Below are 21,801 nucleotides of genomic sequence, written 5' to 3' on the forward strand. Positions count from 1 at the left end.
CGATAAAGAATTTGCGTCAATAGCTTATAGTTTTGCCTCATATTCCTTTTTAGGTGATTCTATAGCTCTCATCCATTTTACTGAACGTACTTCCCATTTTGGATCGTTTTCTTTTAAAAGTTCAAAAACTCCTGAAAAATGCTTCGCTCCATAAGTAATGAAAATCTTCTTATTTGTATCATTCGTGATTCTTTTAGCAAGTTCACGATTTCTATAATCTAAAATAACTGGCTCAATATTAGCGACTTTTCCACCATCTGACTGACCAATCTTCTTAGACATAAAGCCTCGACAAACAATCCCCGCTAACTTTTTTTGACCTTCACTACCTGATTTTAAAAACGATACAAGTGCAGCACTTGGATCTGCACTACTATCCTGTTCAGCTACATCGAAAAAGTTTTTATTGGCCTTAGCAAATTTTACATCAGTCTTCATTAGACGCTCAAATTCACCCTTCAATTCAAGAGCATCCACATCTGCAATGACATGCCTTTCTGGATGTTCTTTTTTATCAGCTTCAAGTAAACCAAAATAATCAAGTTGAAACTTAAGACCACATGCCTTTCCAATTGCAGAATAAGTCTCATCTAAATGTTTTTGACCGCCAGTAATACCAGCAGTTAATTTTTCAAAAAAATCTTTCGACTCTGGTGAGTTTGTTTGAACACCTTCGTAGTAAATTACAAATCCATTTGAAAGTGCTTCTTCAACATCATAAATTACAGATTTATAGAAGTTTTCAGATCCAATATGTTGCATTCCTTGAAATGTAACAGTTTTATCACCATTGACTAAAACAGCTTGAGGCTGAAGAGCTGGATTTGTTTCTGTTATAACAATCGAATAATAAATAGGTAACGACGCTACTCCTGTAGCAAAGAAAAACAGGCCAACACTACAACGTATCCAGTTTGTTTTCACTGAATGAGAATGACAAATTTTAGTAAGAAGCCAACCAAGAGGAATTGCAGTTAACACACTAGCAATTAATATATAAATATACATTGTAGGCCAATTAAGAATAACTGGAAGACTTGAAATAAAGCCGAGGATTAGTACAAGCCAAAGAATAGTTTGTAGACGAATTTTCCAAAATAATTTTGTATGACTTTGCATAATCTCTCCCGAATCTTATTCAGAAGAGATTAAACAATATTACAATAGAATAGTAAACATTATTAACTATTCATCATCAGCAAGATATTCTGTGCCTAAGTGAGCAAAACTAGTCCATGGAAAGATATCTGAAGCTACTTCCTTAACACTAGCATTGATACTTTCAGTATCTTCGATCAGGATTTGAGTATTCTTTAAATCAAAAAATGAGTTTTCAACTTGTTTTGATACAATTCCAAAAACTGATAAGCTCTTCTTTCGTGAAGAAGTTTTCGCGTTTACAGAAGCAAAATGAGACTTGAAATCACAAATATAGACAGCATTATTCACAATAGTTGTCATTTGAGAGAAAACTTCGATATTTGGAACAGACTTAAATTCCTCACTAATCATCTCAAGGAAGTTTCCGTTCCCTTCAAAGAATAAGAATGTCGGAGGTTGGTTACCTCTTAACTCATCAAGTGTTGCAACGATTTTCTTTTTATCACTAAAGCTTCCAACAAAGAAACGTGCCTTTGTATCTGGATTCTTGATATCAAAACTTTTCTGGAATGAGCGATCAATTTTTGTAACAGCAGGTCCTGCATTTAAGAAAGACATTTTCACCTTATTCTTAATCTCTTCTGCTCTTTCAGTTAAGTTATTTAGAGCTGGTTTTTCAACAAAGTCACATGCTCCATTATTAAGAGTTTCTTGAGCATAACGTGTATCCTCACGGCTAGCACTTGATACGACAATTACATTTGGATGTCCCATACGATAATTCTTTTTCAGATACTCAACTCCATCCATTTCTGGCATATGAATATCAAGAGTCATCGCATCGACTCTATTAGTTTTTAGGAACTCCTGGGCCTCAACACCATTGGCCGCACTTCCAACAACTTCGAAGTCCTCATCTTTTTCAAATATCTTAGTTAGTAGTTTTACAACAGAAGAACTATCATCAACTATTAGCATACGAATAGGCTTAGGAATTGAAGGAAGACTCGAAATTGGTCTAATCGCAGGTCTTGAAAGTGGCGCTACGCCATCTTTAACAAGGCTAAGATTTCTTTCTGTCTTAGGAGCTTGAGGATCAAGACAGTAAACACTTGGAGCTAGTGTTTGAACCTTTAAGCTCGTTCCTTTTAAAGACTCACTAATTCCAGTAACAAAAAGAGCATCTTTATGTAGATATTTTTTGAAATTCATTACGATATTTTCAATAGATTTTTGATCAAAGTAGATGAAAACGTTACGACAAAAAATAATATCAAATTTTTTGCTACCTAGAAACTTTTCTGGTGCAAGTAAATTCATAACACCAAACTGACAGTTATCTTTAATATTTGCGTTAACTTTAGCAAATTTTGAAATTTCACCAGAGCCACGCATCCAGTTACCAGTTAAGTATACAGTTGGGATTGATTTTATTTCACGATAACGGTAAACACCATTCTTTGCAATCTTAACACTTTCAGGATCAATATCAGTTCCAACTATTTCGAAACGCATCCCAGGATAGTTTTTTAAATGATGATGAAAAAACATTCCAAGTGAGTAAACTTCTTGCCCACGACTACAAGCTGCCGAAAGAATTCTTATCGTAGAATCGCCACGCTTCTTTGCATTCGCAACAATACTATCAAGATTCTTTAATAAATATTCAAAGTGAGAAAACTCTCTAAAGAAGTAAGTATGGTGAGTCGTTAACATTGAAATTAAATGCGATGATTCTTTTGCATAATTTTTTGTTAAATAACTATAATAATCTTCCGGAGTCGAGCAACCTAAGGTCATCATTCTCTTTTTAAGACGACTTGTTACCATCGACTGTTGTGCCGGTCCTAGAATATTGCCACTTTCTTTTGAAACAATTTCTGACACATAATTAGCAAGACTGATAATATCCCACTCAATACCTTTCTTAAAAGCTTGGTTCACATAGTTCTCCGAAATATAAAAAATCCCAATAGATGAAAAATCTATATCTCGACTTATCGTCAACTGTTATAATTTCTTAACAATAATTTCAGATAGTTAAATGATAAAAAGTAATCGGAACAAAATTTATATAGATTGCTTAGTAAGGTACTGAAAAGTCGTTTTCAATTTACGTTAACCTGTCAGAGGTCATGATTTTTATCCCCGCTCTTTGCTCTATTGCCGCCTCTAGCATCACTTTTGCAATTGATGAAGCAGGGTTAATACGTAAGCTTTTTGGTAGGATATAGTGAAGAGCCTTTAAGAAAAATTTCGCTATAAGCTCCCCTAAACGAAACTCTTCTCTTTCCCCTCCAATGAGTCCAGGTCTTACAAGATAAAGAGATTTGAAATGTAAGTCCATCAATGCATTCTCTAACTTCCCTTTAACTTTATTATAAAAGAATATGGAGCTCTCATTTGCTCCCATTGCTGAGTTTAAAACAAAAACTTCGACTCCGGCATCCTTTGCACATCTTGCAAAAGTAAGAGGATACTCAAGATCTACTTTTTTAAATGCTTCTTTACTACCGGCCACTTTAATTGTTGTACCAAGAGCACATATGACGACATCAACATTCCACTCTTTAAGCATTGCTGAAGTTACCTGATCAAAATTAATGATGGGTGAATATAGTTTAGTGTGTGAATTAATTTCTCGACGTACAGGTGCAACAATATATTCGATTTCATCTCTTTCGATGGCCTGCTTTAACACATGACTGCCCACAAGGCCTGTTGCTCCTAGTATTAGTAATCTCATTCAATACTCCCTAACCAATTCATTTACATATTCACTACAATAAAGTTTAATTTTAATAAACAAAATTAGCTTTAACCACAGTGAGACAATTAATGACAAAGTTTGTTCTATATATTGCCTTTATATTATCAACTTCTTTTCACACATTGGCCCAACATAATTGGGTAAATACTCAAAGCCCACCACAAGATTGGTCAACTTTAGAGAATGATTTTGTGCAAGTTATCTACCCTAAAGGTTTTAAGAAGAATGCAATTTATATGGCCAATCTAATGGAGCACTACTCAAAATATGTAGGACTTTCTTATGGGCTAAAAAAGCCGGAGCAAGTTAGCTTGATCTATCGTCCGGAAATGGGTGATCCTAATGGATTTGTAACACTTGCTCCAAGACGTACAGAGTGGTTTGATTCAACAAATTTCTTTGCCCATGTAAGTACACTTGAGTGGCATGAAAATTTATCGATTCATGAGTATCGCCACGTTATCCAGCAAGATATCTTTAATAAGAAAACTGTAAAGGCGTTTGATGTACTTATGGGTGATACTGGGCAAGCACTTCTAAGTTATTTAGCTAGAAAGCCTTGGTATATGGAAGGTGATGCTGTTTATGCTGAAACAAAATATACTCAATCAGGACGAGGTCGATCTTCTCGCTTTATGGCAAGACTAAAAGCAATTTTACTCAAAGGCGAAACACCAACATACGATCAATTTGTTAATGGAACATATAATGATAGATTAGTGAGTTGGTATATTTATGGATACGTTCTAATATCTCATGGTTACAAAAAGTATGGTGACAACTTTTGGGATAATGTCATGGACAATGTTACAGCAAGGCCTTATCCAAACGGAATTGTTGGCGCAATTGAAAATGCATCAGGCATCGACTTTTATGACTTCTACTACGAAGCATTTGAAGATTTAAGAAAAAAGTGGAAAAAGGACAGCTTTCCAGAATTAAAAATAACAGATTTTAATATTAAGACTAATCAATACAAAAATGGCGCTGATCTATATTATCTAGAGTATGACCTTAATAACTTCTATCGCTTAATTAAAGAAACTAATGGTAAAAAAGAAGTTCTAACAGATTTAGCCTACAGTGAAGACATTACTCGATTAGACTATAGTAAAAATCATGCCGTACAATCTCATTTTTTACCGCACTGGCGATATGGGTTCAAAAGCTATTCTGATTTAAGCCTAATTAATTTAAAAAATGGTCATAAGAAGTATATTACTTCGGGAATGAGGCTTTATAATCCACACTTCAACGAAGATGGGACAAGGATCATTGCTATTAACTTTAATGACAAAAATGAATGGATAGTTCAAGAACTTGAATTAAATGGCAAACTCCTTAGAACAATCAAAAGCAATGAATACAAATTCTTAGAAGCTGTTTCAATCAATGAAGATGAGGTTATAGCACTTGTGACAAAGGCCAGTGGTGGAAAAGGTCTCGTACGTGCAAATTTAAGAAATAATAATATAACTAATCTAATTCCAGTAAGTTTTAACAATCTCTATTGGCTACAATCTGATTACAAAGATAATATTTTATTTGAAGCTCAATACAATGGTTCAGTTGAGGTTTTCAAATTCAACATAAACGCAAAAGAGCTACAAAAGTGTACGACTTCCAGAATTGCAGCCTACTCACCTACATTTTCAAATGATGAGATTTTATTCTCTGAACAAACAATAAATGGTAAGAGAATTAGCAATACTTCGATGTCAAACTGTCAGAAATTACCAATCGATAATTTAATTAATCCTGATAAGTTTTATTCCAAAGATAGCCCTAGTGATCGCTTAAATAACTTTGAAAAAATAGAATTTAAAGACCGTGATGAAGTAGCAAATAAAAACTTCAATCTCTACAAAGAAAAAGATTACTCTGGTTTTGACTGGCGAGCTTTTACTCCACACTCTTGGAGCTTCTTTGTTGGTCAAGGTTATGGACTGTCATTGTGGGCAGATAATTACTTAAGAGACTTTGGATGGAATGTTAACCTAGGATATGAAGCGGCTGAAAACACACCATACTCTTCTTTGCAGATTGATTTCAAAAGATACTGGCCAATTTTCAGCCTAATCGCCGACTTAAGAGAACGAGAAGTAAGTCGTCTAGGGACAGATAATGATGACTATGGCTGGGATGAAAATGCAGTAGGAGCAAAAGTACAACTACCATTCGTTTTCAGAAAAAATCTCTATAACTTAAATATAACTTTAGATTATAGTGCTGAGTTCGTTCAAACTAAGGATTACAATTCAAATGACGTTGACACAACAGGAAAATCGGATTTAATTCGTCAAAGTACGTCACTACTAGTCGATCTTTATAAAGACTATACGGCAAGATCGATTATCTCGCCATGGAGCTTTTCTCTTTTAGGAATGTATCAGGATGCAAGTACAGATGACACGACTGGATTAGTTGGTGATTATCGCTGGTTTGGAGATCTTACAATTACGACACCTGGTTTTTTTAATAATAATGGCTTTAAATTTTCTGTTACTGGTGAAAAGTATGGAGATGGAACAAGCTATCGCTTTCAGCCAACTTCACAAGAAATTATGGGATACGTTTTTTCTCGTGGTTATAATTATTTCGCAACGAAGAGATATGTAAAAACCACTTATAATTATTTATTTCCACTTTTCTATCCGGATTATAATATTTCAGCATTCATCTACTTTAAGCGAATTTATATGAATCTCTTCTACGATAACACTAAAGTATACGCTATATCAGCAGACAATGGATTTCATATTAGTAGTTATGGAGCGGAACTAGTCTTTAACACATCGATATTCAGGGCCATTCCCGTGGACTTTGGATACCGTTTTGTTAGAAAACACGAAACAGAAGAAAATGAAAGTGAAGTATTTTTAGGTATTGGAATTACATACTAGAATAAAAAAGGCCCTCATATGAGGGCCTTCTTTTTGTTATCTATCTTCTAATTTGTGATCTAGCTTAAGTTTTTTACGAACACTCTTTTTAATACTTGATTCAACAAGGGCCCCCATCGAAACCATTAGTTGTCTAACAACATATGGTGGCATTGCCTGTAGTTCATCAATCGACTCTTTTGCTTTTTCGTACTCAGTACTTGTAACAACAAGAGAAGAGTCATATGGAATGTAGTTAAAGATTAATTCTTCAATTTTTTCAACACGAGTTGATGATTTTGGGTGACTCGAAGTAATTGCTTGAAAGAAAGTTTCATCATAATCAGGTACCGATGAAAAGTACTTTCCAAGTCCGTAAGGTGAATATCCTGCTTTATATGCATACTGAACACCTAGCTTATCAGCTTCAAGCTCTTGAATACGGCTAAATCCCATAAGTGGAATATCTTCTAATTTATCATATACATAATAAGTAGCTGCACCACCTAGAATCCCAAAGTTGGCCCAAACAAAACCAGCTCCAACAAACTTAGTAGCAATAGACTTTAAGCTTCTTGTTACAGACTCTGTACCGTGTCTTTCAGTAACGTGTGCCCATTCGTGTCCTAATACACCAGCTAACTCAGCTTCAGTTTTAAGAGAATCAACTAGACCTCTAAAAACAAATACGTATCCACCTGGAAGAGCAAAAGCATTTTCAATTGGAGCATTAATAAAGAAAACCTTAGGTTCTACATCTGGCATATCTGATGCTTTAGCAATCTTAGTAATCATTGTCTTTAAGTACTCGGCCATTTCTCCATCTTGATAAATGTAGCGAGAGAAGTTATTTACGATTTCATAAGCAGCTTCTTTTCCAAACTGAGTATCAGTCGCAAATTTAAAAAAGTTACGTCCAAAACCATTGTGTAGACGGCCTTCTTCACCAATACGGTTATAGTTTTTGTACTTTCCTACGGCCTTACAAGAAGCAAGACTTTTAAATTTAGACATATCGACAACAAGCTCATTACCATTTACTTTGAAGTCAACTGTGTTTGTACAATTAGTAAGCTTAAGCTTATCACCTTGAAGTTTTACAGAACCTGCTTTTCTTAGATCAACACTTCCCTCTTCAGAATCGTAGTTACGTACTTCAAATTCCATCTTAATTTCAGTAGCTGATAACTTGTTAAGCTCTGGCCCGTGATTATATTCGAGCTTTAGATTTAATTTTCTTGGGTACATTGGCTTCACTTCAAATGACTCTTCACTTGAACCAGTTAAATTTAATTCCTGGCCATTGATCTTCATTTCACCTGAAAGAGATTCACCCTCAAGAGCATGTACAAACTTAACCTTTGATATTTTTTCGGCATTACATGACACAAGAAGTGCTAATGTCATTAACGTCGCAATATTGACCATTTTCTTCATATGTTTCTCCCATTTTTGTAATAGGCATTACTACCAGTGAAAGCCTCTATATGTCTTAAAGTGTGTAATAATGAACACAATACTTAGGCCAAATAATTATCCATGGGGAAATCTTGTCTCCCAAGAGCTCTAAACCCTTATAAAATGGTATAATTCGAGAGTTAATAAGAGGATAGGTATGATTAAGAATTCCACTATAAGTATCTGTAAATTGGTAGTAATTTTAGCACTACCAACAATGGCGTTGGCCGCTTCAGCGAATGACTTCATCTCTGCGATGAAAAAGCATGTGGGTGAATACAAAACCCTAGTGAGAAGCTCTGATTTTTGTGACGCTTCTGAAGTACAATTTATTGATGAAAAGTCTCCACAAAAAGGACTAAGAGTAGGACATCGTATTTTCCTAGGCCCATTTTCTGATAAGAAAAAAGTTGAAAAGTCGGATTGTACATATAGTTCAGTATTCACTTATACAAAGACAAAAGTTACCCAAGTAAGTGAAGTCAAAGATTGCAAGGCATCAGCGAATCAAAAGGATTCGATTAGTACTCAAATTCTCGAATTAAAAAATGATACCATCAACTACGAGTCGAAAGAGAGTGGAATTAAGTGTGTCTATCAAAAAGTACAAAAGAGTAAGGAGGCTAAAAAATGAAGTCACTTATTCTTGTATCTACATTAATTCTTAATTTTAATTCTTATAGCTCTGATCTTAATTCTCGAAAAACTGATTTCTTAAATGAGCTTAACAGCGTTATTAATAGTGTCACAAATCCGCCGGATGGTGGTTGTCATAACTGTCAGGTAGAGGACAATACAATTTCTCAGGGTGATCCCCTACCAACTGAACACAGAAGAGATGGAAAGTATTTTAATAAAGACTGCCAAATGTTTATTACTGAAGATGGTAAAGAAGGCGTTTGGGGACAAATGATTACAGAGTATATTGAAAATGAATCGGGCGCTTCTGAGATGTTTCTCTATGATGAAATCAAAGGGATGACAGCGGCTCCATATACTTGTCCCAATTGGTACAACCTAAATAATGAGCAAAGAAAGAGATTTTGGGTTTGGATGTTTGCTTCAATCGCACAAGTTGAGTCATCATGCGATCCTACAAAGGTAAACACTGGTCGTGTACCAGATGCTACAGATCGCCCTACTGGACTCTTTCAACTAAACCGAAAAAAAGATGCACGTTATTGGCGAGGTAAGAACTGCCAATTTGCATCTGGATATGAAACGACAATAGAACCTAGAAACCAAGTTAGATGCAGTATGGATATTATGTACAATATTCTTCTTGGTAAAAAAGGTATGTATAAGGCAAATGGTAAGGTTTTCCCAACTAACTCTTATTGGGAAAAGCTAAGACCGAATCATAGCCAAACTGGTGGACCTATTGGCGAGCTTGCTCGTATGTATCCACCTTGTAATGCGACCCCTTAATCTAAGGGGTCAGCCACCTTTAATTGGCACATTTCTGCCCTAAACTGGAAATATTGTCCACTTAACTACCTAAATTTCATTTCTTTAATGATTCGTAATATTATGTCGATATGCCACTGTAAACACAGGGGAACTTTGTTGCACGTTAGTAGAATCTTTACATTCATTTTAGCGTTTAGTTTAAGCTTCTTATCCTTAAATCTATATGCTTCGACAAGTAAGCTTGGTTACTCAGGCAGACTTGTACTTAGTAACGGTACTCCTGTTACAGGAACTCCTAACTTAAAATTTGATATCTTCTATTCAAATGATCTTCCTACAGTAATTGCAACTCAAACAATCAATAGCGTCCCTCTATCTAATGGAATCTACACTGTTGAGTTGGACTTTGATAACCTAGGATCCTTTGACCCTCTCTATTCGAGTACTGCAGATGTTATTGATAAAATACCATCGGGACAAACTCTTGTAATTCGTGTGACAGATGTGACTGATGTTGGAAATCCAATCGCCTATGATTATCAAAATATCTTAGCGACGCCAATTTCAGTTTACGCCAATCACGCAGCTCTATCGGATAATTTAGTTATCGCAGCAACTTGCTCTCCTGGACAAGTGGTTTCTGTAAACGCATCTAATGAACTTGAATGTGTGAATCAAACTGCTGCAGTATCTGTTGATTCAACGCTTGTTAACAATGCAGGGGTTATAGGTTTACCAAACCTTGTGACTGATAATACTACTTACTATTCTGTTGTTGTGGATGCGCAGGGACGTGTAAAAAGTGGTAACACAACACCTCCTTCAACAACGGCAAATGATATTCAAGACAACTTAATCGTTGATGCTGATATCAATACGAGTGCAGCAATTGCTTGGTCAAAAATTAATGCACCAACAATTGATAAAACATATGTCGGTCTTGCAAATGTTGCCAACGTTGCTCAAATTCCAGCAAGTGATCTTGATAACTCAGGGACTCTAGATTCAGCAACACAAGTTCCAAGTGAACTTGCAGTAAAAAGCTACGTCGATACGACGGCACAATCCATGGCCGATGCAAAAGTTATTAACTCAATGGCAGGAACACAAACGGATACTGCCCCTTCTGTTGATTCAGTAAAAAATTATGTAACGGCCCAAACTAGTGCTATTACGTCATCTCAGTGGACGACAACAGGAAGTGACCTTTATTACAACACAGGTAATATCGGAATTGGTACAACAACACCAACTTACCCACTACACATTCAGAGTGCCACATGGGCCGAGATTGGAATAGAAGGTACAACTTCAGCAGCAGGAGCAAGCCTGAACCTTCTTGGACACGAAGATAAGAAGAGTGCAATAAGAATGCAAACAGGAAACACTGCAAGTGCTTACTGGGATATTATGGCATTCGGCTTAAACTCAGCAGCAACAACAAGTCGCAATGAACTTCACTTTAACTTCTTTAATGGAAGTAATAATACAGCTCTAGTCTTAGATGGTGACACTGGAAATGTTGGTATTGGTATGGATGAGCCTACTGAAAAACTTGATGTAGCTGGTAAAGTCAAAGCAACCGAGCTTTGTATCGCGGCCGATTGTCGTGCTGCATGGCCGACAGGTAATGCAGGAACTGTTACTGCCGTGACAGGAGGAACAGGACTTACAGGTGGAACAATTACGTCATCAGGAACTCTAGCAGTAGATGTTGGAACAACTAATGGTAAAATTGCGCAAGTTGGGGCCGGTGATAAGTTAGCAGATTCAATTATTAATTATAATCCTGCAATTGATGTTGCCTTAACAGGTTTTACAACAGGTGCAGCTTCAAGTGTATTAGCGACAGATACTGTTATTCAAGCATTTCAAAAAGTTCAAGGTCAACTTAATTCACACGCCTCTTCTCTTGCTGCTATTTCGGCATATGATACAGATGATATTGGAGAAGGTTCGACAAACCTTTATCATACAGATGCCCGTGCAAAGACTGCAGCAGTTGTTAACTCGACAGTAGGTAGCGAGACAGACCAGGCACCTTCAGTTGCTGCGATTAAATCATATGTTGATAATCGTGCAACTCAATGGACAACAGCAGGAAGTGATATTCACTATCCGACTGGAAATATTGGAATTGGTGTAACAACACCTTATTCTCTTCTTGATATTAACGGTGTGGATAAAACGGTTAGCCTTGCAGCAGCTAGAGACTTCCCTGCGATGCTACGTTTAAACTCAACTGATCCAGCGATTGGCGCTGAAACAAATATTCTTTTTACATCTAACTACTCTGGATCTTCAAAAGTTGCTAACGCATCAATTGCTTCAATCCAAGAAACTGATGGTGCGAATGCAGATTACGGACAAGCGGCTCTTGTTTTTAGAACAAGTGGGCCACTAATTGCAGATCTTAATAAAGAAAGAATGCGAATTGATGGTACAGGTAATGTTGGGATTGGTGTTGCATCTCCAGGCCACAAGCTTACCGTAAATGGTGGTGCAAACTTTGCAACAGCATCTGGTACACAACCATTCTATATTTCAAGAGCAGGTGCTACAGTAGAAGCCTTTTCTCTAACTGTTGGTGATACAGCATCTTTCTTTGATTTGATTGAAGATAATGGTGAACCTGACTTTCAAGATATGAATTTCCGCCTAATCTATGAAGGTGGTGCAACACATACCTATCTTAGAACTTTAGCATCAGGTCCTAATGCTGGTGATGTCGATGTTTATCTACAGTCTTCTGGTGGAAATGTAGCCATCGGAAATATTGCACCTACGCAAAAACTAACTGTTGATGGTGGCATGAATGTCACAACAGGCAATGATATCTGTATAGACGGTGCAGGTTGTTTATCAACAGTTGTTGCAGCAAGTGGAGAACAAAACACAGCTTCAAGTGCCGGTGGAACTTCTCTTTATAAAACAAAGACTGGAACTGATTTAGTATTCAAAGGTTTAACAGCTTCTAGTGATCTAACTCTAACGGCAAACACTGATGATGTGAATTTGGCCGTTAATACTTCAAATGGTGCCAATGAGCTTCTAAGACTCGATGCGAGTGGACGTGTTCCTTCTTCAGTTATCGATGGATCTACTGTCCTTAGTACACCTCTAACAGGATACTCTGTAGGTGCAAACTCAGCTTTAGTAGCAACAGATACGGTTCTCGATGCTTATGGAAAATTACAAGCACAAATCAATGCAAACTATACTGCAATTACAGGATTAGCAGACACTGATGATCTTGCGGAAGGTGCGACCAATTTATACTTCACAAATGGACGTGCCCAAACAGCAGCAGTTGTAAATTCGACAGCTGGAACAGAAACTGTACAAGCTCCATCAGTTAGCGCGATGAAAAGTTATGTAACGACTCAAATTGGTGGAGTTAATCAATCTCAGTGGACAACGACAGGTAGTGATATTTACTATAACACTGGAAAGGTGGGAATTGGAACAAGTGTACCAACATCTGATCTACTTATAGTTCATGGAGTTCGTCAACTTAGTTCAACAGGTTTAGGCGGTCTAGTTGTTCAATCTGGAAATGATCAAGTCGGTATGCAAGTTTTCGATATTGATGGAGATGGAGCAACAGGAGATGACAAGATTCCTTCTGTTACGTGGGGAGATAATCCTTCTGACCCGTTAGTTTTTGCAAGATACACTAGTGGGAGTAGCTATACTGAGTACATGAGGCTGACGGGGACAGGTGAGCTAGGTCTTGGTACAGATGCACCATCTGAAAGGCTTCATGTAGCAGGTAATGTTTTAGCTGCAGCTTACCTTTATACTTCAGATGAAAGATTCAAAGAAAACGTGGAAACGATAATTGATCCACTTCATAAGGTAAATTCTCTACGTGGGGTAACTTTTGATTGGAAAACAGATGAATTTCCAGAAAGAAATTTTCCAAAAGAGAAGACTGTAGGTTTTATCGCTCAGGAAGTTGAAAAAGTTCAACCAGAGTTAGTAAAGACTGGTCAAGATGGTTATAAATCAGTTCAGTACGGTAATATCACAGCGCTATTAGTAGAAGCAGTAAAATCAATTTCAAGTAAAATTGATAAGCTCTTTAATAATGATGAAGAAGTGAAAAGAGAGATTGCTTCACTTAAAGAAGAAAACGAGCAACTTAAAGCAGATATGCAAGAGATGCGCAAAGCAATTAAAGAGTTACAAAAAGCAAATAAGAAATGAAAATTCAAATAGGTTTTCTATTTACTCTACTCTTCTCGCAAGCTGTTCTTGCGATCAATACAGTTGATACTGGTTTTAAACTAGCAAGCAATGAACTTAAAACTATTGTGGCCCATAATACTTGTAAGAAAGTATGGAATACATCAACAACAAATGAACACTTTGTTTCAACAAAGACAAATCCAGAGTGGATGAATTTCTATGCCAATGCACCATCTGATATTGTCGTTCGCGACTGTCAGGTTTCTTGCTCGACTTTAAATAAAACAGGATCATATCCTAGTGGACTTTATACAATCGACATAGACGGCGCAGGACCACTTGCTGCTCTAAGTGTTTTTTGTGATATGGATAATAATGGCGGTGGTTGGACGAGAATTTACAGACACGATGTAGCTGGAGGATACTTTCCAACAACGAATTCGGCCCTACTCTACAATCAAGCAGCACCTACAGGAAACCTCTACTCAATTGTTCAATATATTGATGAGCTCGAAAGTCTAAATCGTTTTACATTTTGGATTAATTATCCGAATGAAACGAAGAAAAATATTTGGTCACAATTTACAAATCCAATTTACGACACTCCTGTACGTGGCTATCGAGGAATTGATATTGAAATGAATAGCCAAAGGTGGGGAGGCCTTGAGCTTGGAAATAATAATTTCAGCTACTCTAATGGTGATCAATCTCTTATTGATGGCTCCGTTAACCACTCAAATTGGTACTTCGCCATTGGATCAGATGCTGCTTATAAAACGGGAATTCCTTCAGATCATAATAATGACGTAGGGACACAATTAGTAGAGCTCTATCTTCATGATGAAGGGATGAGACCGATGTCATGCCAACATCTCGTTGAGCTTGGTGAATCGAAAGGCTCAGGTCTCTATACAGTATACCCAGATCAAGTAACAGCGACTCAAGTCTACTGTGAAATGGATATTGATAATGGCGGCTGGACTCTTTTCTATGCCAACGCTGCAGATCCTACAATGACGACAAAGAAGTCATATAATACGATGAAAAGCGAATTTGCTGGCATTAATATCACCAGCACAAATTACGCAGAAATTAATACCGTTGGTATGCATAATTTCTTTGATTTTTCAGCAACGCAAATGATGGCCCGTGATATCGGTAACTGGGGAGCGACAGATTTCTCGACAGTAGAATTTTTTAATCCTAATGACTTAAATCTTGTTCTCGACATCAAAGCAGGACCAAGTAGGACGACACCAGGAGATTGTGACATTATGACAGGTGGCTCACAATTTCGCTTTAGAAATAGCAATGGAACAAACTACTATTTAGATAGGCAAACTAATTGGGCCGGAGTTGGTTTTGGATGGGGAGACTGCTTCCCTACTTATACGCAAACACCAAATTCTGATGTACACGATTATCCACGACACTATATTTATCATACAAATGGTAGTGATGACCTTAACCGTGTTCGTGGCGTTGGTGGTTTCAACACAGGACAAGCAACTGTTAAGGCACGCTACTTTTTAAGAGAGAAATACGACCGTCCAAAAAACTGTATGGATATTCTTTTAAATGGTAAATCTCGAGGAAACGGTTCCTACACAATTTATCCAGAAGGGACGGCCGTCACAGTTGATTGTGATATGACCACAGAAGGTGGTGGCTGGACAAAAGTATGGCACGGCTACCCTACTCACGCTATTCGTGGAGATACTTCAGCGGAAGTTTACTCAAGATCAAATTCAATTGCCTTCAATCAAATGCGCGTTGAAGGTGTGAATACAGATTTCAGTATCACTGACAATACTTGGGAGACGGCTTATTTAGACAAAACAATTCCTAACTATTTTCAACAAGTGGCCGCTCTTACAGATGCAAGTAAACCACAAGTAAAGTTTGCAGATATGGACGGTAATGAAAACGTAGGACTTGTTGGAAACTATTTCTTTCATGGCTACGGAAATAATTGGCGTGTTTTTTATTCATGCGTAAATGTTGACCCCAATACTACGGATCGAATTTTTATCGGTGGTGCCTATGGAAAAAGATGTACTCCAAGAGACTCCATGGCCAGAGCTGAAATCACAACTTGTACTTCAACCGGTAATAGTTACTGTACAAATGCTTACAATAGTACAGAGGTAGAATCAGGCCTTGGTCTAACATTAAAACAATACCAAGAAACACGCGTTTGGGTACGCTCTCTTCCTTCAATGAAGTCATGTCGAGAGTTTCTTGACCGTGGCTATTCAAGTGGCACAGGGGTTTACTTAATTGATCCAGATGGACCACGAGGTTCAAATCCAGCCTTCCCAACAGTTTGTGATATGACAACTCATGGTGGAGGCTGGACGCTTGTATGGGGAAATACTCGTGGTGGAACGAATAAGCCTACAACTGCTATTACATATGCTGATTCAATTTCAACTCTGCCAAAATGCTCTGCAGCCGCTGGAAGCGTAAGTGATACAACAGGAAAATGTAGTCTATTATCGACTACAAGTATTGCATCAAATAACACTAACGACTACCTAGACTACTTAAACTACTTCGTCGGTCTCTCTCATTGGGATAATATTGCTGGTAATGGAGATTTTCAACTACTCTATTCTTGGTCTTACGATTACGATCAGTCATTTTCACAACAGGCGATGATGACGGTGAAAAATTTTAATCCTGCGGATAAGTACCGTTTAAATATTGAATCCTATACTCAATTAATAGGTACAGTAAAAGCGGCAATTGCCACAAGTCATAATGGAATGATGTGGTCAACACTTGATCAAGATAACGATAATCATACTGGAAATTGTCCGTCATTCTATTCAGACACTCCATTTTGGTATGCAAACTGTTGGAACGGTAAGATCAATGGAGGAGGAGAAACTTCAGAAGGTGGTTATTTCAATGGTGCCTATTGGAATGGAACTGCTATGGAATTTGCTACTGACCCAGCAACTGCAATTGGTGCGGGGAACGGTTGGTTTATGATTCGAGAGTCAAACTCATACGGAGATTATAAGTCTTCATGCAAGCAGATTCTGGAAGAAAATCCAAATGCTCCATCAGGTAATTACACTATTAACTTCTATCCTGGTCAAAATGCTCTACGAAGCGTCTATTGTGATATGACAACAGATGGTGGTGGCTGGACATTAGTAGCACGCTCAAGTGGAGTTACAGATCTTGATAATTCAATCATGGTAAGCTCTATTGCTGATAACCTTATAACTGAAAGAACACTTCCTGCAACTAGAGCTTCAATTAATCCAGAATACTTCTCTCGTGCCAATGGAACAACTGATGCCATGTTCATTTCACCTTCATACAATGGTGGAGCTCCAATAATTGAAAATGGCAATGGTACTTGGGATTATGACTATACTGATTGCGTGGGAAATCTACGTCATACAAGTCGTACAGCAGGATGTTCAGGACAAAATGCCAATGATAATTACAATAGTGCAGATGCCTTTAATATCGCAATCAATTCAGGAAATGAAGGTGTCGTGCCAGCTTATGGAACAGAAGTCTGCTATTCAGGAAAAGGTGCCTGTAGCTTTGAGTTCTACCTACGTTAATTTAGTCTGCTAAAAGCTTTGCCAAGAAACAGGTCTTGCCATCTGATTCCCTAATACCTTTATAGACAATATCGTGAGCAACCTCACCTTCCTCATTACGTGCTCGTAAGATATCAATTTTATCACCAAGGTGTGTTTCGGCCATAAAGTTAATTTCAAAGTCATTTAACTTTGCAGTTTTATGAAGCTCTATTGGAATTGAATCAAGAATCCACTGAGAATACTTCGTATTATTAACGTGCATATTTAAATCCAGATCACTATTTCGTACTGTAATGGTATTAACTTTTTCAAAGTTATCCCTTACCTCAACTTTATGAGCAATATAATCTAAATGATAATCAGTGCGAGGATTTATTTTATCCATTGGAAAGTCAGGTTTTTTCACCTTTCTTGTCACACCATCTAGAATCATCCATACCGTTGAACAGTCCCCAATCTTCTCACCATTAAGGAAGATCTCAAATTCGCGAAAGGCATACATACCCTCAGGTGCTCGAGACCACGTCTTAATCTCAATAACCTCATTCCAATGAGGAAACCTGTCCATGCGAAGCTTTTGTCTAACCAGTACCCAAAAGGATTGATCCTTAATCATATCTTCGATACCAAAGCCTGCCTCTTCGCCGTGAACAGTCGCAATATCTTGAAGATAGCCGAGCATTCCAAAGAGCCCAAGGCGCTTGTTGATATTCACATTATTGATACTGACCTGATAAGTCTTTTGATAGATTGGATTTTTCATAAAGATATTAAAGCAAAAGCGCATTCGTTTTGGCCAGTGTCTAAAAGATGAACACTATCCATGGCATTTTTGCATGGTTTTTGGCCTTTTTCTTGGCATAGCAGTTGCAACTAATAAATTGAATCAAATTCTTGGGAGGAATTTATGAAAGCTTGTTACAAAAAGCTATTTATTATGAGTGCATTATTTCTATCGAGCACTTATGTGCAAAATGAAATGTTAGTTTCTGACAACTCATACCATAGTGGCCACTACCGCGAGATCGCAGGTGAGAAGCAAATTTCTGTAACATCTTATCAAGTCCACCAAAAAGGTATTTTTGATCTTTGGTTTGATACTGCAAAGCTATTTGGAAAAGTAGAGAATATCGTTAAAATTGAAATTAAAGATGTTGATGAAAAGCTAGTAAAAGATTTTAAAGATCTTTCAAAAAGATATGAAGAGCTTCAAGGTAAGTCTAATACATTAACTGAAGAGCTTGCAAAAAGTAGTGAAGAAATCACAAGTCTAAAATCTCAACTTGCTAATGTACAATCATCAGATCCTGTTGATGATAATATTCGCCAAGAAAAAATTAAGGCACTTGAAGAACTAATCGAGCAAAGAACTTCTGAGCTAGATACGGCCAAAGAAGCAATTTCAAAATTTGATGAAACAAGAGAGAAACTTCAGGAAATTAGTGAAAAGTTATCTTCTCTAGAACTAGAGAATGAAGAGCTCAAGAAAGAAAATGCTGTTTTAGCCTGTGAACTAGAAAATGCTAAATCAAAAATAGATACTGACGAGATAAAAAAGCTTCAAGATGAACTTGCAAAAATTACGGCAGAACTTGAGGAATATAAGAACGAGTCAGAACAGAAAGAAGTTATCGCAGAAGCAGGTAGCAAAGAGATTGATAAAGATAAAATTAAAGCAAAGAAGAAGGATAAAAAAGAAGATAAAGAAGATAAAGACGATAAGTTTTCAGAAGCAGAGCTAGCTCTTATCGAATATATCAGAGAAATGAAAGAGCAAGCAGAGTACCAGCGCCAGCAACAACAAGAGGCCATGGCCATGCAACAATTTGTAAGCATGCTTACATCTCAATTTACGCAGCCACAAGTTAACTCTTACTTTGGAACATACGATGCGCTTAACCAGAGACAAGATAGTTTCTCAAGTATGGTACGCGACTTTAGAGAACAGTCTTTTATGATGCAAGATCTTAATCGACTAAACAACTGGAACTATAGTTATAATGATTACTATGGAGCAAATGCACCAATGCTAAGAGTAAGTGAATCGATGCCTTGGGGTAATTACTACACTCCAGAACAATCGATTCAAGTACAAAACTTTGACTACTCTAAAAGTGGATATAATTGGGGAAGCAGTATTCCAAATCAAAACTTTAATATGGGAATCAATACTGCAAGCAGCTCTCCTATCTTAAATAATTTTACGACTGCTCTAGACGCTACTAATAGCGCTAATATAAAGCTTTTTTAATACCCTCCCCCCTTTAATTTGATACTGAAGGCCGAGTTTAACACTCGGCCTTTTGTTTTTTTCGGTAATTATTGCCGATTTTTCTAAACTTATTCATCTATGTTTCGAAGAGGTAGGTACTAAATCTAAAGGAATTAAGGTTAGAATGATGAAAGAAATAAATATGGAAGTTGCGAAGAAAAGAATTATCAAGAAATGTCATGTTTGTGGCCATGTGCACGATACCGCAACTGAAGTTCAAAAATGTCAGAGTTGTAAAAAGTCATTCTTACCAACAAAATACTTTGATAAAGTCCATGCAAAGAACTCTTCAGACTTTAAGCTATTGTTTTCAGATGTTAACGAGCTGCACGAAGAAGATATTATCAAAGGCATTACTGTACTTTGGTAAGACTTTATTAATTCTCGATCAAGTTCCAACGTGATATCGTTCTCTTATGGAGAACACTACACACGCTACTCAGAATTTTAATTTACATCCAGTCGTTCAAAGGCTCTTTGCTAAAAGAGAGATGGGACCTCAAGAGATTCAAGAATTCCTATCTTGGGATCTGAATTCCCTACCAAACTTTGGAGCACTCATTGATATTGATGTTGCCGCAGATGAAATAATTAAAGCTATTGATAATAATGAGAAAATTGCCATTTATGGTGATTATGATGTTGATGGGACGACTTCTTGTGCTCTCTTCTATCAATTTTTTCAAAAGCTAAATCTCGAAGTAGACCTCATTCAACCTTCCCGTTTTGTTGAAGGTTATGGACTTCATAATTGTTCAATTGATCGTGCAATAGAAGAAGGTATCGATTTAATGATCACAGTCGACTGTGGAATCTCAAACGTTGAGCAAGCCGCTTATGCAAAAGAGAAAGGTCTAAAATTAATTATCACCGACCACCACAAAGATGGACGCGAAACAATGCCAGAAGCGATCGCTGTTGTAAATCCTTCGCGCCGAGACGAGCCAGCAGATTCAGACATGAAACCACTTGCTGGTGTTGGTGTAGCATTTGCGATTTGTGTTGAAATTAGAAAGAAGCTCTTGGCCCGTGGACAAGATATCCCTTCGGTATATGATCTACTTCAATACGTAGCGATTGGTACAATTTGTGACCTTGCACCACTAAGTCCAATGAACTTAAAACTTGTTCGTCATGGAATGAGACTTATTAAGAACACTCAATATGAAGGAATTAAGGCTTTCTTTGATCCAACAGATCGTGGAAAAGATATTATTCCAAGCGAAAAACTATCTTTCAATGTTGGCCCGTTAATCAACTCTAAAGGGCGATTAGACCACCCAGAAGTAGCATTAAAACTTTTAATCTCAAAAGACTATAACGAAGCACGTGAGTACTATCACCAGCTTGTTAACTGTAATACAGAACGTAAGGCCATTCAAAAAGAAGTCTTTGAAGAGGCAAAAGAACAAGTCATAGACGAACTTAAAAGAGATGGCGAACTAGACATTGCAATTGTCTATGCTCCTCACTTTCATGAAGGTGTTATCGGAATTGTTGCTTCAAAGCTTGTTGAAACGTTTAAAGTACCTGCCATTGTTTTCAGTGATGCCGAAGATGAAGGTGTGATTAAAGCATCAGCAAGGTCTGCAGGTGATCTCGATATTTATCACCTACTTAATGAGCATCGCGATCTGTTCTTAAAATTTGGAGGCCACAAGGCGGCCGCAGGGCTTTCAATGCCAGTTGAAAATCTGGAAAAATTTAAAACTTCGATGAATGCAATGTTAAAAGAAATTCCCTTGATCCAAAGAACGGTACAAGATTTTTATGATCTTGAGATAACTCCAGATGAAATTGATCCAAATCTTCTTAGAGGGCTAGATGCGCTTGAGCCTTTTGGAATGGGAAATGCAAAACCAATCTTTAAATTAAAAGGTGCAAAGCTTAAAAGTTTTGATCTTCTAAAAGATGTACACGTTAGATGGAATTTTACATCAATAACAAATCAGAAAATTAATCTTAAAGGGATTAGTTTTAATTATATGTCTAAGTGGGGAGCGCTTACACCGAACGAAATTTATGAGCGCCAAAATGATCCAAGTGTTGAACTTGATGTCTACTTCACACTTGCTCTAAACTACTTCAATGGAAATAAGTATATTCAGCTAATGGTTGAAAGAGTGGACCTTAACTAGAGTTAAGGTC

General features: G+C 37.1%; 13 protein-coding genes. 8 read left to right on the forward strand and 5 right to left on the reverse strand.

Annotated features, from left to right (window positions below; genetic code table 11):
- Nucleotides 1-24: 24 nt before the first annotated feature.
- From ACMAYX_RS11305 to ACMAYX_RS11315, 3 genes are all read right to left on the reverse strand, one after another.
- Nucleotides 25-1,119 (reverse strand): hypothetical protein, encoded by a 1,095-nt coding sequence (locus tag ACMAYX_RS11305; protein WP_412469914.1) that lies wholly within the window; start codon nt 1,117-1,119, stop codon nt 25-27.
- Between the two features lie 66 nt (nt 1,120-1,185).
- Nucleotides 1,186-3,045, reverse strand: coding sequence for a CheR family methyltransferase (locus ACMAYX_RS11310; RefSeq protein WP_412471959.1), 1,860 nt, complete (start codon nt 3,043-3,045; stop codon nt 1,186-1,188).
- Between the two features lie 169 nt (nt 3,046-3,214).
- Nucleotides 3,215-3,847 (reverse strand): NAD(P)H-binding protein, encoded by a 633-nt coding sequence (locus ACMAYX_RS11315; RefSeq protein WP_412471960.1) that lies wholly within the window; start codon nt 3,845-3,847, stop codon nt 3,215-3,217.
- A 92-nt stretch (nt 3,848-3,939) separates the two neighbouring features.
- On the opposite strand from ACMAYX_RS11315, the gene ACMAYX_RS11320 reads away from it, so the two are divergent.
- A complete protein-coding gene (locus ACMAYX_RS11320) occupies nt 3,940-6,774 on the forward strand; it encodes a hypothetical protein (protein ID WP_412471961.1) in 2,835 nt (944 codons plus the stop codon).
- Between the two features lie 36 nt (nt 6,775-6,810).
- On the opposite strand, the gene ACMAYX_RS11325 is transcribed toward ACMAYX_RS11320, so the two are convergent.
- Entirely contained in the window at nt 6,811-8,190 is a 1,380-nt protein-coding gene (locus ACMAYX_RS11325) for a M48 family metalloprotease (RefSeq protein WP_412471962.1), read from the reverse strand.
- Between the two features lie 178 nt (nt 8,191-8,368).
- On the opposite strand from ACMAYX_RS11325, the gene ACMAYX_RS11330 reads away from it, so the two are divergent.
- The 4 genes from ACMAYX_RS11330 to ACMAYX_RS11345 all read left to right on the forward strand — a co-directional run bounded on the left by ACMAYX_RS11330 (nt 8,369) and on the right by ACMAYX_RS11345 (nt 17,399).
- Entirely contained in the window at nt 8,369-8,845 is a 477-nt protein-coding gene (locus ACMAYX_RS11330; protein ID WP_392990848.1) for a hypothetical protein, read from the forward strand.
- Nucleotides 8,842-9,639 carry a hypothetical protein gene (locus ACMAYX_RS11335; RefSeq protein ID WP_392990846.1) on the forward strand — a complete coding sequence of 266 codons (798 nt, stop codon included), beginning with the start codon at nt 8,842-8,844 and terminating at the stop codon, nt 9,637-9,639. The genes ACMAYX_RS11330 and ACMAYX_RS11335 overlap by 4 nt, the downstream gene beginning before the upstream one ends.
- 138 nt (nt 9,640-9,777) lie before the next feature.
- Nucleotides 9,778-13,830 (forward strand): tail fiber domain-containing protein, encoded by a 4,053-nt coding sequence (locus tag ACMAYX_RS11340; RefSeq protein ID WP_412471963.1) that lies wholly within the window; start codon nt 9,778-9,780, stop codon nt 13,828-13,830.
- A complete protein-coding gene (locus tag ACMAYX_RS11345) occupies nt 13,827-17,399 on the forward strand; it encodes a fibrinogen-like YCDxxxxGGGW domain-containing protein (protein WP_412471964.1) in 3,573 nt (1,190 codons plus the stop codon). Before ACMAYX_RS11340 ends, ACMAYX_RS11345 begins: the two co-directional genes overlap by 4 nt.
- Nucleotide 17,400: 1 nt before the next feature.
- On the opposite strand, the gene ACMAYX_RS11350 is transcribed toward ACMAYX_RS11345, so the two are convergent.
- Entirely contained in the window at nt 17,401-18,144 is a 744-nt protein-coding gene (locus ACMAYX_RS11350) for an acyl-[acyl-carrier-protein] thioesterase (RefSeq protein ID WP_412470900.1), read from the reverse strand.
- A gap of 144 nt (nt 18,145-18,288) precedes the next feature.
- On the opposite strand from ACMAYX_RS11350, the gene ACMAYX_RS11355 reads away from it, so the two are divergent.
- The 3 genes from ACMAYX_RS11355 to recJ all read left to right on the forward strand — a co-directional run bounded on the left by ACMAYX_RS11355 (nt 18,289) and on the right by recJ (nt 21,791).
- Nucleotides 18,289-19,632 (forward strand): hypothetical protein, encoded by a 1,344-nt coding sequence (locus ACMAYX_RS11355; protein WP_412469922.1) that lies wholly within the window; start codon nt 18,289-18,291, stop codon nt 19,630-19,632.
- A 145-nt stretch (nt 19,633-19,777) separates the two neighbouring features.
- On the forward strand, nt 19,778-20,023 hold the full coding sequence (locus ACMAYX_RS11360) for a hypothetical protein (protein WP_021265840.1): 246 nt from the start codon (nt 19,778-19,780) through the stop codon (nt 20,021-20,023).
- A 46-nt stretch (nt 20,024-20,069) separates the two neighbouring features.
- Nucleotides 20,070-21,791, forward strand: coding sequence for a single-stranded-DNA-specific exonuclease RecJ (gene recJ, locus ACMAYX_RS11365; protein WP_412462972.1), 1,722 nt, complete (start codon nt 20,070-20,072; stop codon nt 21,789-21,791).
- The last annotated feature ends 10 nt before the right edge of the window (nt 21,792-21,801 follow it).

Source organism: Halobacteriovorax sp. RT-2-3 (assembly GCF_047085075.1).
Taxonomy (GTDB): Bacteria; Bdellovibrionota; Bacteriovoracia; order Bacteriovoracales; family Bacteriovoracaceae; genus Halobacteriovorax_A.

Bases quoted from the DNA above. Each gene is read 5' to 3' on its own strand.
- ACMAYX_RS11325 (WP_412471962.1), bottom strand. From the start codon at position 8,190: ATGAAGAAAATGGTCAATATTGCGACGTTAATGACATTAGCACTTCTT.
- ACMAYX_RS11305 (WP_412469914.1), bottom strand. From the start codon at position 1,119: ATGCAAAGTCATACAAAATTATTTTGGAAAATTCGTCTACAAACTATT.
- ACMAYX_RS11350 (WP_412470900.1), bottom strand. From the start codon at position 18,144: ATGAAAAATCCAATCTATCAAAAGACTTATCAGGTCAGTATCAATAAT.
- ACMAYX_RS11320 (WP_412471961.1), top strand. From the start codon at position 3,940: ATGACAAAGTTTGTTCTATATATTGCCTTTATATTATCAACTTCTTTT.
- recJ (WP_412462972.1), top strand. From the start codon at position 20,070: ATGGAGAACACTACACACGCTACTCAGAATTTTAATTTACATCCAGTC.
- ACMAYX_RS11355 (WP_412469922.1), top strand. From the start codon at position 18,289: ATGAAAGCTTGTTACAAAAAGCTATTTATTATGAGTGCATTATTTCTA.
- ACMAYX_RS11360 (WP_021265840.1), top strand. From the start codon at position 19,778: ATGATGAAAGAAATAAATATGGAAGTTGCGAAGAAAAGAATTATCAAG.
- ACMAYX_RS11335 (WP_392990846.1), top strand. From the start codon at position 8,842: ATGAAGTCACTTATTCTTGTATCTACATTAATTCTTAATTTTAATTCT.
- ACMAYX_RS11345 (WP_412471964.1), top strand. From the start codon at position 13,827: ATGAAAATTCAAATAGGTTTTCTATTTACTCTACTCTTCTCGCAAGCT.
- ACMAYX_RS11315 (WP_412471960.1), bottom strand. From the start codon at position 3,847: ATGAGATTACTAATACTAGGAGCAACAGGCCTTGTGGGCAGTCATGTG.
- ACMAYX_RS11330 (WP_392990848.1), top strand. From the start codon at position 8,369: ATGATTAAGAATTCCACTATAAGTATCTGTAAATTGGTAGTAATTTTA.